Below are 17,537 nucleotides of genomic sequence, written 5' to 3'. Positions count from 1 at the left end.
TTATAGGTCTTTATATATAGGTTCTGCGTTTTTTAGTTTATCTACTCGTTCTTCTTTTCCAGTATCCGCATTAATGAACATTCGGTACGTATCATTTTTTATCGTTCCTAGGAACTCATAGCATAAAACTTCCTCTGACATATCGTTTTGAACAATCGCTACATGAGTATCTTCGATTTTCACATGCTGATTGAGCGTTTTCTTCGCTTCTTTTTGCGAGATTTTAGGTGCTTTGATGTCTCTTGTTTTATGATTCGTTAAATAGTCTTTCGCTGAAAATCCAACCACTTCACCATCGTCTAGTGCGACCTTCATGCGTATACTATCTGGATACAGCAGTACATTTTTTTGAAGAGGTACATAGGTAAATACACCGATATTATCAAATTGTGCACTTTCATCTAAATGGAATGACTCTGCATCAAATCCTTGCTTCTTTAAGAAGCTGAGTGCTTTTTCTGATGCTTGGTTTAAACTGATTTTCTGTTTTTTCACGTCTCGATTTTGAAGAAGGTAGACTGGATGTCCTCCTTTTTCAGTCAAGTCTAAATAGAAATTCGCTTTACTATCAGGATCTGACATCGATAAGCTGTACACATCTCGATTGGTTTTGCTTCCGCTTTTTCTCACCTTAAAATGTTGATTATGATCAGGTGCGAATTGCTGGGCAATGCGTATCGCTTCTTTCTTTGAAATCTTTTTACCCTTTAAATGATTGTAGCCGCGTGTTTCTGCTTCTGTGGACACATTTGTCGGTCCGAGATCGACATCTGCAAATGCATCTGCATTTCTCTCGACTGTTTTCAACCCGTCAATGATGGTGTTATCATTTTTTCGGTCACCATCAGCAAGTGCCATTTCAACATCCATCCATTTTAAATTTTTATTGAGGACGAGGTGCTGCACTTGTCTCAGTTCGTTTTGGATATCAGATGCTTGCTGATATAAGGACGTAATGGTTTTGTGCGTATTTTTGTTTAATGGTTCATCTGATAAGGATTTAACTGATGATTTGTAGCTAAAGTCTCCGACATTCGCCAAAAATTCTTCCGTTTTGTTAAAAGGCATTAATGTGAGCGGAAGCTGACTCACATTGTTATGTGCTTCTGATGACATTCTCCATACATCTGCAAGTGCCGGTGAAATCGACGATTGGCTGTTCATCGCAAGCGTTGCCCCAAGTTTGTCGTGCAGCTGATCCACTTGGTACGTTAAATCGTGGAAGGCCCTCTGATAGTTGTTCTCTGCGTGCAGCAGCACTGCGTCTTTTTCTTGATGCTCTTTATAGCCCCAATAACCTGTTGAGATGACAGCAATTCCTAAAATGGCAATCAATATTCCTCTGATCATTTATTTACACCTCTTTCTATTCGCAGAAAATATGTTTCCCAATTCGTTTAATTTGTGGTCTTCCCCAAATCCATGGACTTGTTGCTGTATCAGGGTTAAAGTAATAGACGGCGCTCTCAGACGGGTCCCAGCCGTTAATGGCATCAAACACAGCCTTTTTTGCAGTGTCATTTGGTGACATATAAAATTGACCATCCGCCACAGCTGTAAACGCAAGCGGTTCAAAAATAACTCCTGCGATTGTATTTGGAAAAGTCGGGTTGTTCAAACGGTTTAAGATGACGGCAGCGATCGCCACCTGTCCTTCATACGGCTCGCCCCTTGCTTCACTATAAACCGCTTGTGATAAGAGCTGAATATCATTACTAGAAAAACCACCTGGCATGTTGGCTGCCGTTTGTTTCGGTGTTTGATTTGCTTGCTGATTGCCTGACTGTTTCGCAGACTTTCCAGGTGCTCCGCTTTGACTTTTTTGATTCTCTTTCGCACCTTGAGCAGTCTTTTTTTGTGAGCTTCTTTTCGCAGGAGCTTTTGTTTGCTGATCAAGAGGTTTCCCGCCATAATGGGTAAACTCATTCCCCTTTTGCAGCTGCTGCTGAACAAAGTCTTTATAGTATTTTGTCTTTTGAACTAATAGGCTTTTTGTTTGTTTACCTACAAGTCCGTCGACCTTCTTTACACCATATTGGCTTTGAAAGTTGCGAACGGCCCAGTACGTCCCCCAGCCATATACACCATCAATTTTGCCATTGTAAAAGCCATTGTATTGGAGCCGTGCTTGCAGCTCGACTACATCTTCTCCTGTCGCACCTCGCTGGATGACTTGACTGGTGAAGGCTTCACTTTTTTCAGTTGTCATCAGTGATGTTGCGAGTAGAACGATTGAGAAGATAAGGACGATTTGTTTCATGAAACGAGCTTTGTCCATATTTGATCCTCCTGTACTTTTGATGTTTGAATATATATTTCTTCCAATCCCTATTTTTATACATTCATCACAGGAGAGAAATGGATAAAAAGACAAAAAAACGCCCTATCAACTGATAAGACGTTTTCTACATTAAATTTTGCACCATTTTCACTGAACGAGCTTTTTTTGCTTTTCGCAGGCCAAACCACCATAAAAAAATCATGAATGGCAGCATGATATATCCCCAATTTTTCATTCCTAACAATATGAAATCATATAGGCCGTGAAAAAGCACAGGAAGCGTTAGAGAAAGGATCAGCCATTTGCGCTGCTCCTTTTTATCAGAGAAGCGGGCTTTGCCGATATAAAATCCCATCACAACACCGAATAAAGCATGACTTGAGACGGGTAATAAAGCACGGGTGAATGCATATTCAACCCCGTGACCGACCAAATAAAGAATATTTTCAAGTGTTGCGAAACCAAGTGAGACACTGGTTCCATATACAATTCCATCATAGTGTTCGTCAAATTGGGCATGCGCATAGACGCTGACCATTAAAATAAACCATTTTAAAGATTCCTCTAAGAAGCCCGACGTCACAAATGAAATCAAGATAGGGTTCGTTGCGATATGCTCCTCTTGAAGGACATATTGAATAAACATGGTTGGAAACACAAGTATAACACCTAGCATAAAAGATCTGATGACCATGTGTACCGGCTCATTGTCGTACTGATCTTTCAAATAAAAATAACTTAAAAGTGCGATGCCGGGAGCTAAACCTGCTGAGATGATTGCGATCATAACCAGACCTCTTTCCCTACATTATCCTTCATTATCGTACCATGATTTACCCTTTTTTTATATGACTCGAGCCCATTTTTATGAAAATATTCTTCTATATAATCCCATTTTATATCAAAAAGAACCGAATCCCTTGGAAGGATCCAGTTCTTTTTTTATGCGTTCATTCTTTTGTTAATTTCTTCTGCAATTAGCCCCCCATGAAATCTCCCGTTTTCAATGAAAATTTCATTGGCATTATTTCCAGCTGCAATCACTCCTGCGATGAAAATACCTTCTACGTTTGTCTCCATCGTCTGTTCATCAAATGCTGGGCGGCCTGATTCTTGATCAATTGTCACACCCATTTTTTCTAAGAAAGAATGATCTGGATGATAGCCTGTCATGGCAAAAACATAATCACTTTTCACTCGCTCCGTTTGCTCTTGCTGGTTTGTAAAAATCACTTCTTCTTCTGTAATTTCCTTCACCTGTGCTCCAAACTCCATTCGAATCGTTCCATTTCGCACAAGTGCTTCAAACTCTGGCAAAATCCAAGGTTTGATGCTAGATGAATATTCAGTTCCTCGATAAAGTACAGTGACTCTGCTTCCGCATTTCACAAGTTCTAGCGCAGCATCGACACTTGAGTTTTTCCCGCCGATCACCGTTACATCTTTATCAAAGTATGGGTGTCCTTCTTTAAAATAATGATACACATGTGGAAGGTCTTCCCCTTTGACATTCATATAGTTTGGATGGTCATAGTAGCCAGTAGCAATCACGACATAATCACATGAATAGTCGTCTTTTGATGTGCTCACGGTAAAATGGCCATCTTTTTTCGTCACAGCGGTTACTTTTTCAAAGGCATGCACACGCAGGTTTTTTCGTCTGACTACTTCTCGGTAATAAGAAAGCGCCTGGATACGAACTGGCTTGCGATTTTCAGTAATAAAAGCGACATCACCAATCTCAAGCTTTTCACTTGTACTGAAAAAGGTTTGATGTGTTGGGTAATGATAAATACTGTTAACGACATTCCCCTTTTCAATGACTAGTGCATCAATTCCGATTTGCTGGAATGCGATGGCAGCTGATAATCCGCAAGGGCCGCCTCCTATTATGATCGCTTTTTCTTGTTTCATTTGTTCCACTCCTGTCGTTTCAATGCAATAACAATTGCTAGCTGTTGATGATTTGTTCCCATTCCATAAAAAAATCTCCTATTTAAGGATAGGAGATTTTAAGGCGCGATGCAAATAAGCCGCTTAAATCCAGCCTCTGAATCGAGAAGCTTCAGCCATTTTACGTACGCCGACCATATATGCAGCAAGACGCATATCGATGCGGCGGTTTTGCGCCATTTCATAAATATTATTAAATGATTTCACCATCATATCTTCTAAACGAGTTTCGACTTCCTCTTCAGTCCAGTAGAACCCTTGGTTATTCTGCACCCATTCAAAGTAAGAAACCGTTACACCACCCGCACTCGCAAGTACGTCTGGGACAAGCAGTACTCCACGATCTGAAAGAATTTTTGTTCCTTCAAGTGTCGTTGGACCATTCGCTGCTTCTACGACAATTTTAGCTTTAATGTTTGCCGCATTATCTTCAGTGATTTGGTTCTCAATGGCTGCAGGTACTAAGATATCACAATCGAGCTCAAGCAGCTCTTGGTTTGTGATGGTATCGTTAAATAATTTAGTAACGGTTCCAAAGCTGTCACGTCTGTCAAGCAAGTAGTCAATATCAAGACCATCTTCATCGTATAACCCGCCGTAAGCATCTGAAATCCCTACGATTTTCGCTCCAGCATCATACATGAATTTAGCCAAGTAGCTTCCTGCATTTCCGAATCCCTGTACGACAACACGTGCCCCGCTAATGTCAATTCCTTTTTTCTTCGCCGCTTCTTTGATGCAGATCGTCACACCTTTTGCTGTTGCAGTATCACGTCCGTGTGATCCTCCAAGAACAATTGGTTTTCCGGTAATAAATCCTGGCGAGTTAAATTCATCCATTCTAGAATATTCGTCCATCATCCATGCCATAATTTGAGAGTTTGTAAACACATCTGGAGCTGGTACATCTTTTGTTGGACCAACGATTTGACTGATTGCGCGAACATAGCCGCGGCTTAGTTTTTCAAGCTCTCTAAATGACATTTCTCTTGGATCACAGATAATACCGCCTTTTCCTCCGCCATAAGGAAGATCCACAATACCACATTTTAAACTCATCCAAATTGAAAGCGCTTTTACTTCTTTTTCAGTAACGTTCGGGTGGAAACGAATACCGCCTTTTGTCGGTCCAACAGCATCATTGTGCTGCGCGCGGTAACCAGTGAAAATTTTCACTGATCCATCATCCATTCGTACTGGAATTTTCACAGTTAATAGACGAATTGGCTCCTTCAGCAATTCATACACTTCTTGCGGATACCCTAATTTGTCTAGCGCTTTATGTATGACGGTTTGAGTTGACTTTAAAACATCTAGCTTATCTTCTGCGTTATGAGCGGCGTTTTGATCGGCTGCCATTAAAATAAACCCCCTAGAAATCTTTCATGATCTACTGCTCCCTTTCAAGCAATAGTATACACCTTCGTACTGGTAAAGCAAAGGTAAAAAACGTTTTTTATTAAAATAAAATATCAGCGTTTATAAATATAAAAAGGATATAAAAAAATACTGTTGTTTCATCACAACAGTATTAAATATAATAGAAAAAAGTGATTAAAAATACATTTGAATCGTTTTCACTGCATCATCTTGCATGATCACTTTTCCGTATTCTTTTAGCCGATGAATCGTTAATGTCGTAGGTGAACCGAACTCCGCTAAAATGGAAATGACGGTATCAGCTGATAGTTCTTCAAAATCATCTAGGCTGAGAAAATATTGACCTTCATAATGGTAAACTGTACCCCCTAAAAGTCCAATACGACTTAAACTATGGGACAGTTGAATCACATCTTCAAACGAGGCAAATTGATAGAGCACATGATGACTCTCGTCGAGCTTGACTTGCATCTCAATGTAATCTTCATCAAACTCATCATCATCAGCATCATCCTGCTGACTCTTTGTGACAATGACGACCATCCCCTGCGCCTGAAGTGAAAATACTTCAACAGCAATCGGTCCACTCGCTTCAAAACCGAGCTCCTGATTCGCTTCGTTCATCATGTCTTTAAACAGCTGATGGACTTTGAACGAATCTTTCCAAAGGTCTTCTTTCGTAAGACCCCGGTCTGTCAGGTCATCTAGTGTGAGAAAAATTTTGATTTTATTATAATTCAGACGCTCCAGTCGCATAACGTTCCCTCCTGCCTCTTCTAAACACACATCATACTGTAGTATATGAGATGATGAGTCATAGGTTCTTAATTTTGTATTCAGTTTACACTGTGTCAAGACGGAAGACAAGCATGAAGCTATGCTTACGGTGACTTTTATGGAAAATATTGAGGGCGCAGCCAGTCATCGCGTTTTTACAGGCATTAAATAGATCAGATGCGTTTCCGGTTCTGCCCCGAGACGCATTGGAATCTTTGTTGTTCCATAGCCATTACTAATGAGAAAAAATGCGCCTTTGACCTGACCTGTTCTTCCTTTTTCATACGGACCAAATTTCCCAATTCGAATCTGACCTCCATGTGTATGACCGCTCAAAACAAGGTCGATCCCCTCATCTTCACTCATTAAATGATGTACATCTGGGTTGTGTGATAAGAGAATATTTACGTCATCTTTCACAAACTCAGGTCGTATCGCTTCATAATCCGCCTTTTCAAGCCGAATATCATCGATGCCTCCAATTTTAATTGACTGGCCTTCGAAATCCCACACAGCTGTTTCATTTTGCAGGGTCGTCACATCGTAAGCATGAAGAATCTCTTTAAGCTTTTGCTGGTGCAGCTCGTGATCATTATTTCCCCAAACAAAATAAACGGGCGCAATTCTTGATAAACGTTTCACATTTTCTTCAATTCTGGCGTAGGGTACACCTTTTTCTGCTAAGTCCCCGCCTATCATAATGACATCCGGTTTTTCTTGTGTGACCTCAGCTAATAATGAGTCACTAATCAGCCGCCGGTGTGTATCAGAAATAAAGAAAATCACTGCTGGTCGATCTGATTGAAGTGCTTCTATTGTAAAGTAATGCTTTTTGATGTTGTTTTGTTTTGCCGTTTTCACCATTTTTGCCGTTACACACACACCTGTTGTAACAGCCGCAATGGCGGCAGTAAATCCGATGGCATATTTCATCATAAATGGCTCCCTTGCATATGTGTCGTTCATAAGACGCTTGAATGAAAAAAGACGTTTCAACTATTAAAACGTCTTTTTACACATTTATTTACTTTCATAATAGAGATTAATGTCATATTGCTGCTGCATATAGTGAAAAACCGCTTCACGCTCTTTCCACTGGTCTGATTGCGGCCATAAGTCTGTGCTTTTTTGTATAATCTCACATCTAAGGCGATGATATTCATCCTCAGCCTTTTCTTCTTTTTTCTTATAATAATAAGATGCATAAAAAGCAAACACCTCAGCCATTATCCAAAATAGAAAGACCTCATGACTGAGCAGCGTTGCAATCATCGCTTCCGGCTGAAGCGAGCCTCCCTTATTTGCCGTTATCACAAAATAAAACAAAAGAATCGCCAGTGACAAAAGGGCTGTCCATTGCCACCTTCTACACTGCTTGGCAAAGCCCTCATATTTGTGCTTTCTTTTGATCAACGTTTCCATCATTTTCTGTGTCGGCTGATCCATATAGCGGCTGATTGCGTGCAAAGTCATCACATACACCCTGTCCCTTTTTTCTACATATGTATGTGCTTTTTCATTCGTTCATGTCAGGTAATTAGTTTTCCAATGGAATATTGAGTACTTGACCACTGTATACACTGTTCCCATTTAAATGATTGTAGGCTTTTATTTTCTCTTCACCTGATCGGCTTTTGTAATATTTCATCGAGATTCGATACAGGTTTTCCTCTGGGCCAACAGTGTGCTGGACGACACGAACTGGCTTTTCTTCCTGCTTCTTTTTCTCTTCGACTTCTTTTCGTTTTTTCTCTTCTTGCTGTTTTTGGAGGGCTAGCTGCTGCTGCTCACGCTTTTTCGCAGCTGCGGCTTTTTCACGCTCTTCTTTCTCTTTAGCAGCTTTTTCTTTTTTCTTTTGCTCTGCTTTTTCTTTTGATCGCTGCTTTTCTTTTTCTTCATCTTTCTTTTTCTTCTCTTCATCAGACGCATCCGCTTTATCAGCTTTTGCGTCATTTTTTGTTTCGGCTAGTGCTGACGGAACTGGGTCTGTGTCAGCACTTGAGGTTTTATCAATGTATACACCCTGATTGTTATTATCGTTGATTTCCTTTGAAGTGTAGTAGATCAATAGAAAGAAAACAGTGATGACGATGATAGGAAAGATAATAGCCAATGTCGTAAACAAAGGATTGCGCACTTTTTTCGTACGCTGCTTCTTATATTCATGAAAGTCTTCTCGTGTAGGAAAGTGAGAGTCATCAGAAGGATGTACTTTTTCTTCAAGAATTTCCTCTACATTGTCGTCATGGTTGTTTGTGAGCTGCTCCTTCTTTCTCTGCATTCTCGACATTTCTTCCATGTTCATCCCTCCCCTTATATTTCAAACGAATTTGACAAGCAAAGACTAAGTCAATGACAAAATGTGTCATGACAGGAACAAATAAATTCCCCGTCCACTCGTATAAAAGTCCTAAAAAAATACTAATGGAAACCACGAGGATAAACAAGAGTATTTTTGATAAATAGCGAAAGTGAAGAAGCGCAAACACGATGCTGGCAATCTCAAGTCCAAATTGCTGTTGAACAATTCCGCGAAATAGTATTTCCTCTGAAAAGGCAATGAGAAGTGCTAACCAAACAATATGCGGAATGCTTCGGTTTTTGAACATCTTTTCATTTAAACCGCCATCATCATACATATGAGCAGGAAACACCTTCATGACAATTGCATCTATAATAATGACGAGCAATGCACCGCCAATTCCATATGTTAGAATGCGCATATCATGAATCTGCCAAAGGGCTGTAAAATCCGTCCATTGATCGAACATAAATATGCCTAGTAAAAAAGAAACGATAAGCATGAGCAGCTGCGTGAAATACAGCTGTTCTACGACTTGTCGATCGGTTAATTTTTCAATGATTCGGCGATGTTGTTCAATCAATGCTGCGCCTCTTTTGTCAGATGAAACATACGATCCAGCACAGTCTTCCAGTGTTTCATTTCATTCAGCTCCAATGATTGTTCTTTTTTTTCATAATCAGACAGGTTCAGTCCGCAAGAAGAGCAGCAATGCTTAGAGGACGCGCGCTCTGTTTGATCAAGCTGTTCGTGAAAGTATGATAACAGAGATTGTCTAAAGCAGTCATGATCCATGATCCGCTCTTTAAATTGCCACACTTTTTTTAGCTTTTCTGTTTGTCTGTCCTGCAATATTTCTTTTAGATTCATCAGAATTGCCGGGCGCTGTTCGGACTCATGCATCATGTAATAGTGCGTCAGCATTCTTGCACGCGTCTCCTGAAGCCCTGTTTCCATCAATCGTTCACGTAATTTTTTTTCATCATTTGTCTGCATTTGAGTCAGTTGTGATAAGTAGAAATCAATTTCTGGTTCGTCAAATCCTTCTGTTTGGATCAAGTGTAGCTGAATATCTGCATCCTCTTCTGTATATAAAAGAATGCTCACACTGTTTTTCCCGTCCCTTCCCGCTCTTCCAATCTCTTGCATAAATGCTTCAATCGATTGCGGAGGGCTCATATGAATGACAAACCGGATATTTGCTTTATCGATTCCCATGCCAAAAGCACTCGTACAGCAAATGAGATCAAGCTGACCGCTGATAAATTGCTGCTGAATGAGCATACGATCTCCTGCGTCCATTCCGCCATGATAAAACTCAACACGCTGATTGGTTTTTTGTTTCATACAGAGAGCAAGCTCTTCTGTCATTTGCCGGGTTGGGCAATAAATAATGCCTGGTCCTTGCAAAAAATCCGCAAGCTCAATGGCCCGTTTCTCTTTTGCTTCTTTCGATTCGTGCACTTCTTTGACTAAGGCAATGTTCGGGCGGTTGACGGAATGAATATGAAAGTCTGGATGCTGCAACCTTAGCGTTTGCACAGTATCTTTTAGCGTTTGTTTCGTTGCTGTGGCTGTAAGAGCTAAAGCCACAGGATGACCTAACGCTTCTCTCCATTCTCCAAGCTTCGAATATTCAGGACGGAAATCATGCCCCCATTCTGATATACAATGCGCTTCATCGACGACAAACAGACCAATACGCATCGATTTGAGCTGTTCAAGCAGCACTTCTGACATTAATGCCTCAGGTGCGACGAATAGAAATTTATATGATGGCAAATGCCGAATGATATGTCGCCTCTCCTGAAAAGACAATGTGCTATTAAGCGCCGCCACTCGTTTTTCTCCGCGCATTTTCATTCGTTCGACTTGGTCCTCCATAAGCGATAAAAGCGGCGAAATAATGAGAACCAGCCCGTCTGTCATATAACCGGGAATTTGATAGCAAAGTGACTTTCCTCCACCAGTAGGCAGCATGGCAACCGTATCTTTTTGATGCAGTACACTTCGAATAATGTCCTCTTGACCTGCTTTAAATGTATCGTGGCCAAAGTATCGCATGAGCGTCTGATGAAGCTTATCCATTTGCTTTCACCATCCTTGTCAGTGCCAATCGTATTTGAAAATAAGTAAATGGATGCTCGAGTTTTTCTTTAATCAGCTTCATTTTATTTGTTTGCAGTTCTCTGGCTACAGCAAGGATCTCCCGCTGCTCTTTTATACTCACATAGGGATCTATTGAAAAGCTTGGCTCATGTATCGACAGCTCCACGATATGATCTTCAATCGTTGCCTTTTTTAATGAACGAATGTGAGCAATTTGTTCAATATCAAATCCTTTTTGGACAAGCTCAAGTGTTTTGTGAGTAGAAGTTGTTAACACGCGTTTAAATTCAAGGTCACCTACGAGCTTCTGCAAAGTCGGCGCCTCACCTTTTTGGGCAGATTGAATAAAATAATGGAGTACATTCCAAAAAAGCAAGTACACATACCACACATCTTCTTTCATCCACTCCGCCATTTGCTGATACGTACGCCCGATTCGTTCATGTGAGGTCAATGAGTAAACAAAAATCAGTGCCTCTTGATCACTTAGGTTCATTAGGAGTTTTTCTAGTTCATGATGCAGCTCTTCTGAAAGCTTGCTTTTCTGCTGATGCTGTTTCAAAAAAGATTTCGTCCAGCTTTGAACTGAGACATCTCTTTGTATTGGAACATATTGATGTGATCCAGCCATATGGTGAGAAAGCACTTGTACAAGTAAAGAGAGCCTCATCCATAGCATCTTTGCTTTATCGTGGTATTTGGCACCATGAAAATAAGCAGGCATCGGTTTTTCAGAGAAATGCTGGTGTAGCATTTGCTGCCCTGCTTCAGTGATACTCAGTGTCTCATCGTTTTTTCTAATATAGTGCTTCTCTTCAAGCTTTAAAGCAGAACGATTCAGCTGATCCCTCGTAAACCCCGGGTAACAGCCGAAGTACCTGGAAAGCTCAAACAAGCTGGCATCCTGTATGGTTTGAGATGATTTTTTTCCTTTAAAAAGATGGTAGACAGCACTAATGGAGCGTTCGCCGTTCAATTTATATACGCTGTCCATTAACATGACATCCAAATAATGAAGAGTCATTCATCAAAGCACCTGTCTTCCTGACAAAATTCGAATATTTTCTCCCTTTATTTTAACAGATTTCATACAAGAAGAAATGTTTAAACTCAATTTATGGGGGAAAGTTATGAACAAACCCTTATGTGATAAGCATTCTCAATCACTTTACAGTTGAAATGTGAATTTAAAATCATTACAATAAGGTTTGAGGAAATTGTTTTTTATCGGTGAAACTAAAAAGGTTAAACCATGTGTTCCATCGAACTATTTGGGAGGTATTTTTTTAACATGGCAAAATATACAATTGTAGACAAAGACACATGTATTGCTTGCGGCGCATGCGGTGCAGCTGCTCCAGACATTTATGATTATGATGATGAAGGCATTGCATTTGTTACGCTTGACGACAACCAAGGGACTGTAGAAGTTCCAGAAGTACTTGAAGAAGATATGCTTGATGCATTTGAAGGATGTCCAACTGACTCAATCAAAGTTGCGGACGAATCTTTCGAGGGTGACCCACTTAAGCATGAATAGTATAAAAGCCCCTTATGCAGGGGCTTTTTTTATATTAACTATTTTGAAGTCGGCGTTTATTTTCAAACCATGGACGCATTTTCACAAAAATGAAGCTAAATACGATGGTAATGATGATTCCTTTAATAAAGTTAAAAGGTAAAATCCCTGCTGTAATGGTCGTCTTGAGCGCATGATCTGATAGTTCAGGTGCGTTTAAAAACCATGTGTAAGCTGGTAGGAATAAGAAGTAATTTAAAATGCTCATCATCACAGTCATAAGTAATGTACCCATGATCATTGACCAAGCCATTCCTTTTGCTGATTTAATTTTTTTGAACATAAAGGCGACTGGTAAGATGAATAGTGTGCCTGCAATGAAGTTCGCGACTTGCCCAACTGGAACGCCGGACATACTGCCTTGAATGAGATAATGCAGAACATTTTTTAATGCCTCAACGGCAATTCCTGCACCTGGCCCATAAATTAAAATCGCAATAATCGCTGGGATATCGCTGAAATCAATTTTCAAATACGCTGGAAGCCCTGGGAAAGGGAAATCCAATAAGATTAACACGAACGAAATACTGCTAAGCATACTGGTGACGACTAAACGTTTTACTTTACTTTGATTCAATATTCTCTCTCCTTTTCGATCAAATCTTTCGAAAAGAGGATTGTTCAATTTCAGCCACAAAAAAACCGCTCATGAAAACAGGAGCGGGGAATTTAGGCTAGACAAATAAACGTGTGAAAAACCAAGTTTTCAACGTTTACGAACCTCCATCTTCTCCCATCCAGACTATACTGTCGGCTTCGGAATCACACCGAATCCTGCCAAAAAAGGCTCGCGGGCTTAGAGACTATGCTCATCACCGCCGGTAGGGAATTGCACCCTGCCCCGAAGATTGATCATTATTCAATTCGACATCATTATATATGATATATGAGCATTTGTACAGATAAAAATCCTGAGCAATTTCATCAGTTTTAAGAAATCGCAAAAAACTTAAAAATTATAATGACAAATACGAAAAAATTGGTTATCTTTTGTTTAAAGGTGTCCATTCTTTATAAAGACACTAAGAAATGTTCGTGTTTTCTTTTTCGCTTTACTGCTTTAATTTGATTGACACAGCGAAAAGGAATATGGTAAATTATCAGATATTTATGACGTTTATTTTAGGAGGAAATCTTACGATGTTTCGAGTATTAGTCTCAGATAAGATGAGCAATGATGGTCTTTTACCACTTTTAGAATCAGATTTTGTTGAAATTGTCCAAAAAAATGTAACAGAAGCAGAAGATGAATTACACACATTTGATGCCTTACTTGTCAGAAGTGCGACGAAAGTGACCAAAGAGCTTTATGAAAAAATGACTTCATTAAAAATTGTCGGCCGTGCCGGTGTGGGAGTAGACAATATTGATATTGATGAAGCAACCAAGCATGGCGTCATTGTGATCAATGCACCAAACGGTAATACGATCTCCACAGCTGAGCATACATTTGCGATGATCTCTTCACTCATGCGTCATATTCCACAAGCCAACATTTCTGTGAAATCAAAAGAATGGAACAGAGGTGCCTATGTTGGTGCAGAGCTTTATGGAAAATCTCTTGGGATTGTTGGACTTGGCAGAATCGGAAGCGAAATTGCCCAGCGTGCAAGAGCATTTGGCATGACAGTCAACGTATTTGACCCGTTTCTGACAAAGGAACGCGCAGAAAAAATCGGTGTCAATGCCAAGTCACTTGATGAAGTACTCGAAGTATCAGATATCATCACTGTACATACCCCGTTAACAAAAGAAACAAGAGGACTTCTCAATAAAGAAACAATTGCAAAAACGAAAAAAGGCGTTCGCCTAGTGAACTGTGCACGCGGTGGTATTATTGACGAGCGTGACCTTCTTGAAGCGCTTGAAAGCGGCCATGTTGCAGGAGCTGCACTCGATGTATTTGAGGTAGAACCTCCTACTGATAATCCGCTTGTAGACCATCCGCTCGTCATTGCGACTCCGCATCTTGGCGCATCGACGAAGGAAGCACAATTAAATGTAGCGGCGCAAGTATCTGAAGAAGTACTTCAATTTGCAAAAGGACTCCCTGTTATGTCATCTATTAACCTACCAGCGATGACAAAAGACGAGTTCAAAAAAATTCAGCCTTATCATCAGTTTGCAGGAAAGCTCGGACGTCTTGTCTCTCAATCAATGAGAGAACCTGTAAAAGAAGTAGGCATCTCTTACGAAGGCTCTATTTCAAAACTCGAAACATCCTTTATTACAAAAAGTCTTCTGTCAGGCTTTTTAAAAGAGCGTGTTGATTCGACTGTAAATGAAGTCAATGCTGGAATGGTGGCAAAAGAACGCGGCATTAGCTTTAGTGAAAAGATTTCTTCCAGTGAATCTGGTTACGAAAACAGCATTTCTATTGAAGTCAAAGGCGACCTTTCAACCTTTACTCTAAAAGCAACCTATATCCCGCATTTAGGAGAACGCGTTGTTTCCATTAATGGATTTAATATTGATTTTTATCCAGATGGACACCTTGTCTACATCCAGCATACTGATGCACCTGGTGTAATTGGAAAGGTTGGACAAATTTTAGGCGACCATGATGTCAACATTGCGACAATGCAGGTAGGACGTAAAGAAAAAGGCGGCGAAGCCATCATGATGCTTTCTTTCGATAAGCATCTTGAGGACGAAATTGTCAAAGAATTAACTGAAGTGCACGATATACTTTCTGTCCGTCTGATCGACCTATAAAAAATCATGATAAACCTCATGCACATGCATGAGGTTTATTTTTTTGAAACCATTAAACGATCTCCCGTTCGGATGAGATGAGTGGTCAGCTCATTGATCTGTTTCAATTGTTCCACAGTCATCTCATGCGCCTTTGCAATCGACCAAAGGGTATCTCCTTGTTTAATGAGATATGTATTGTTCTCTTGTCCGTTTACATGTAGAGCAGGCTCTTGGAAGCGATCCATTGCAATGATTATGAGTGGATCTACCGCATCTTCTTTGCTGACTGACCAATGCCCCCTGTGCACCTCAAAATGCAAATGAGTGCCTCTAGACGCCCCTGTGTTGCCGATAATGCCGATCGGCTGTCCTGCTTCTATATGGTCACCCTTTTTAACAAAACGCTCGTGTAAATGTGCATAGACGGTTTCATATCCATTTGGATGCTGGATAAACACAACCTCGCCATATGTAGCAGATACATACGAACGCGAGACCTCACCTTCACTTGCAGCAAAGATGGATTCTCCTTCTGGCGCAGCTATATCTAATCCCATGTGCGAGCCGCCTCTTGTCCCAAACAAATCTGTGACTTCTCCTTTTATCGGCTCCACCCATTCGCTTGTTTCCTGTGCATGAGCAACAGGTGAAAAGATCATCAAAAAACAGCTGGCACATATGAAGCAATACCTTTTCATTAGTGACTCCCCTTCTTTGAGGTTCTTTTTATGACAGCTTAGTATACAGCAAGGAAGCTATTTTCTATACATCAAAAAAGAACGCAATTTCTTGCGTCCTTTAACGGTCTTTTATGACAACTGGATTCGGCAGAGCCGGCACCTCTATCGGTTCTTCTAATTCATACGGACCAACTTGATCTGTTCCCGCCTGTTGAATGGTGACCTCTGTAAAACCAAAATCTTTCGCTGAGAGCAGCAGACCTTCAATGAGTAAAATATGATCATTTGAGTCCGATAATTGCGCTGATGCTCCAAACGTAATGGTCACATGTTTTCCTTTAGACGTCACTTCTTTAATCGGTTCGTCTTTAATTAATGGATCAAGTCCTGCATCGCTTGTACGCTTCATAGCTTCTACCGCATCTTCATACGATGAATAATGCGTTTTTGAAGGCACCAAAAAAGTCCCGCTCTTATTCTCTAAAACATAATAAGCGTGCTTTGTTTGTTTTTCAATTGATATTGTTCCAACGCTTCCATTTGCTCCTAGTTGAAGGTGAGAACCTTTGGCTGTCTTGACTTGCACCTGCTCATATTTGCTCCATTTTAGCGTTTCTTTTACCATATCTTTAAACCTGCTGGCTTCTTTTAACGTATCAAGGGACAAATCACTTTTTAATTGAAAAACAAGTGTATCTCCTTTTTCACGAAGGTCCACCATATCCATATAAGATTGAAGAGGCTTTGTCATTTCAGGCAGCTGCACCTGTTCATATGTGTTCACCATATCCTGCAAATGATCATACTCATCCTCTTTTTCAATGCTAATCGGAACCACTTGAGAGGTCGATTCATCTATGTATGCTATGGTCATAAACTTTTGCTGCTGCTTACGAGACACAACGTGTGAGGGGCCATTAGTCTGTTTGACCGCCTCTAATGTGGCGTTTACCTGACTTTTGTCAGCACTTGAGTCCATTTTCATTTGCTGATGATGATCTTGAGCAGCCGGCTGAAATAAATGAGGAGAAATTAAAAACGCCATAAATAAAACCACAACGGTTGCGACCGCTGGACCGATCCATTTGGCACTTTTCTTTTTCTGCCCGCTTGCCATCAGCATCTGCTGGTATATCTGCTTAGATGAACGGTTGTCCTCCACCTTTGGAAGCTGACTTAGTAACACCTTGATTCGTTCTTCGCTCCAATCGGACCTGTTCGTTTTCATTCACTAGCTCCTCCTTCAAAAGCTCCATATGTTTTCGGAGCACTTTCAGGCCTCGGTGCTGCGTTGTTTTGACTTTGCTTTCCGAGAACTTTAGCGCCTTTGCCGTCTCCATGATTGAGTAGCCCTGGATAAATCTTAAAATGATGACAGCTCGTTGATCAATCGTGCACTGATCAAGTGCGGCATAGATTTCTTTTACATTTTCATCCTGTACAGCTAGTTCGTCTGGGAGCAAGTCTGGGTCCTTTACATCCTGCTTATCCCAATCAAACGTGCCGAGTACCCGTTGTCTAATGGTTTGCTGTTTGCGAAACCAATCAATTGCCACATGCCTCGCAATTGAAAACAGCCATGTTTTCTCGCTGCTTCTTCCTTCAAAAGTTTTATATGAGTGAAGTACCCGGATGTAAACCTCCTGAACGAGATCCTCTGCCTGATTTTTATCTTTAACCATATAAAATAAAAACTGGTACAAATCTTGATGGTACGAATCATATATTTTTTGAAAGGTTTCATGCATAGGAAACCCCTCCGTTCACTTATTTTTGTCG

General features: G+C 40.5%; 18 protein-coding genes and 1 riboswitch. Of the genes, 2 read left to right on the top strand and 16 right to left on the bottom strand.

Annotated features, from left to right (window positions below; translation table 11 throughout):
* From ypeB to QRN39_RS09680, 12 genes are all read right to left on the bottom strand, one after another.
* Complete coding sequence (gene ypeB / locus QRN39_RS09735) at nucleotides 1–1,350, bottom strand: germination protein YpeB (protein ID WP_003215550.1); 1,350 nt, start codon at nucleotides 1,348–1,350, stop codon at nucleotides 1–3.
* A gap of 16 nt (nucleotides 1,351–1,366) precedes the next feature.
* Nucleotides 1,367–2,278: a spore cortex-lytic enzyme gene (sleB, locus tag QRN39_RS09730; protein ID WP_106028756.1), complete on the bottom strand. Its 912-nt coding sequence runs from the start codon at nucleotides 2,276–2,278 to the stop codon at nucleotides 1,367–1,369.
* Between the two features lie 127 nt (nucleotides 2,279–2,405).
* Nucleotides 2,406–3,068 (bottom strand): glutamic-type intramembrane protease PrsW, encoded by a 663-nt coding sequence (gene prsW, locus QRN39_RS09725; RefSeq protein WP_003215795.1) that lies wholly within the window; start codon nucleotides 3,066–3,068, stop codon nucleotides 2,406–2,408.
* Between the two features lie 155 nt (nucleotides 3,069–3,223).
* Complete coding sequence (locus tag QRN39_RS09720; protein WP_003215846.1) at nucleotides 3,224–4,195, bottom strand: YpdA family putative bacillithiol disulfide reductase; 972 nt, start codon at nucleotides 4,193–4,195, stop codon at nucleotides 3,224–3,226.
* A gap of 123 nt (nucleotides 4,196–4,318) precedes the next feature.
* The gene (locus QRN39_RS09715) at nucleotides 4,319–5,593 is read right to left on the bottom strand and encodes a Glu/Leu/Phe/Val family dehydrogenase (RefSeq protein ID WP_012010406.1); all 1,275 of its coding nucleotides are present in this window, start codon (nucleotides 5,591–5,593) and stop codon (nucleotides 4,319–4,321) included.
* A gap of 195 nt (nucleotides 5,594–5,788) precedes the next feature.
* Nucleotides 5,789–6,370 (bottom strand): genetic competence negative regulator, encoded by a 582-nt coding sequence (locus QRN39_RS09710; RefSeq protein ID WP_003215601.1) that lies wholly within the window; start codon nucleotides 6,368–6,370, stop codon nucleotides 5,789–5,791.
* 165 nt (nucleotides 6,371–6,535) lie between these two features.
* Nucleotides 6,536–7,324, bottom strand: a complete 789-nt coding sequence (locus tag QRN39_RS09705) for a metallophosphoesterase (protein WP_050943977.1) — start codon at nucleotides 7,322–7,324, stop codon at nucleotides 6,536–6,538.
* 87 nt (nucleotides 7,325–7,411) lie between these two features.
* Nucleotides 7,412–7,864, bottom strand: coding sequence for a DUF2663 family protein (locus tag QRN39_RS09700; RefSeq protein WP_106065512.1), 453 nt, complete (start codon nucleotides 7,862–7,864; stop codon nucleotides 7,412–7,414).
* A gap of 64 nt (nucleotides 7,865–7,928) precedes the next feature.
* The gene (locus tag QRN39_RS09695) at nucleotides 7,929–8,690 is read right to left on the bottom strand and encodes a LysM peptidoglycan-binding domain-containing protein (RefSeq protein ID WP_034620417.1); all 762 of its coding nucleotides are present in this window, start codon (nucleotides 8,688–8,690) and stop codon (nucleotides 7,929–7,931) included.
* A complete protein-coding gene (locus tag QRN39_RS09690; RefSeq protein ID WP_137055032.1) occupies nucleotides 8,635–9,276 on the bottom strand; it encodes a CPBP family intramembrane glutamic endopeptidase in 642 nt (213 codons plus the stop codon). Before QRN39_RS09690 ends, QRN39_RS09695 begins: the two co-directional genes overlap by 56 nt.
* Nucleotides 9,273–10,781 carry a RecQ family ATP-dependent DNA helicase gene (locus tag QRN39_RS09685; RefSeq protein ID WP_106028752.1) on the bottom strand — a complete coding sequence of 503 codons (1,509 nt, stop codon included), beginning with the start codon at nucleotides 10,779–10,781 and terminating at the stop codon, nucleotides 9,273–9,275. Before QRN39_RS09685 ends, QRN39_RS09690 begins: the two co-directional genes overlap by 4 nt.
* Nucleotides 10,774–11,826, bottom strand: a complete 1,053-nt coding sequence (locus QRN39_RS09680) for a YpbB family protein (RefSeq protein ID WP_212045947.1) — start codon at nucleotides 11,824–11,826, stop codon at nucleotides 10,774–10,776. Before QRN39_RS09680 ends, QRN39_RS09685 begins: the two co-directional genes overlap by 8 nt.
* Nucleotides 11,827–12,093: 267 nt before the next feature.
* On the opposite strand from QRN39_RS09680, the gene QRN39_RS09675 reads away from it, so the two are divergent.
* Nucleotides 12,094–12,342, top strand: coding sequence for a ferredoxin (locus QRN39_RS09675; RefSeq protein WP_003215700.1), 249 nt, complete (start codon nucleotides 12,094–12,096; stop codon nucleotides 12,340–12,342).
* Nucleotides 12,343–12,376: 34 nt separating this feature from the next.
* On the opposite strand, the gene QRN39_RS09670 is transcribed toward QRN39_RS09675, so the two are convergent.
* Nucleotides 12,377–12,958: an ECF transporter S component gene (locus QRN39_RS09670; RefSeq protein ID WP_012010414.1), complete on the bottom strand. Its 582-nt coding sequence runs from the start codon at nucleotides 12,956–12,958 to the stop codon at nucleotides 12,377–12,379.
* Between the two features lie 144 nt (nucleotides 12,959–13,102).
* A riboswitch (FMN riboswitch) is annotated at nucleotides 13,103–13,234 on the bottom strand.
* Nucleotides 13,235–13,521: 287 nt separating this feature from the next.
* On the opposite strand from QRN39_RS09670, the gene serA reads away from it, so the two are divergent.
* Nucleotides 13,522–15,096 (top strand): phosphoglycerate dehydrogenase, encoded by a 1,575-nt coding sequence (serA, locus tag QRN39_RS09665; RefSeq protein WP_012010415.1) that lies wholly within the window; start codon nucleotides 13,522–13,524, stop codon nucleotides 15,094–15,096.
* 35 nt (nucleotides 15,097–15,131) lie between these two features.
* On the opposite strand, the gene QRN39_RS09660 is transcribed toward serA, so the two are convergent.
* The 3 genes from QRN39_RS09660 to sigX form a co-directional block, all read right to left on the bottom strand.
* Complete coding sequence (locus tag QRN39_RS09660; protein ID WP_284907096.1) at nucleotides 15,132–15,776, bottom strand: M23 family metallopeptidase; 645 nt, start codon at nucleotides 15,774–15,776, stop codon at nucleotides 15,132–15,134.
* 100 nt (nucleotides 15,777–15,876) lie between these two features.
* Nucleotides 15,877–16,986 (bottom strand): sigma X negative regulator, encoded by a 1,110-nt coding sequence (locus tag QRN39_RS09655; protein ID WP_212045946.1) that lies wholly within the window; start codon nucleotides 16,984–16,986, stop codon nucleotides 15,877–15,879.
* Nucleotides 16,898–17,506 carry an RNA polymerase sigma factor SigX gene (gene sigX, locus QRN39_RS09650; protein ID WP_003215976.1) on the bottom strand — a complete coding sequence of 203 codons (609 nt, stop codon included), beginning with the start codon at nucleotides 17,504–17,506 and terminating at the stop codon, nucleotides 16,898–16,900. Before sigX ends, QRN39_RS09655 begins: the two co-directional genes overlap by 89 nt.
* Between the last annotated feature and the right edge of the window lie 31 nt (nucleotides 17,507–17,537).

The sequence above is a fragment of the Bacillus sp. lyk4-R2A-2 genome (assembly GCF_030209735.1).
GTDB classification, from domain to species: domain Bacteria; phylum Bacillota; class Bacilli; order Bacillales; family Bacillaceae; genus Bacillus; species Bacillus pumilus.
This window is presented reverse-complemented; position numbering and strand designations above follow the sequence as displayed.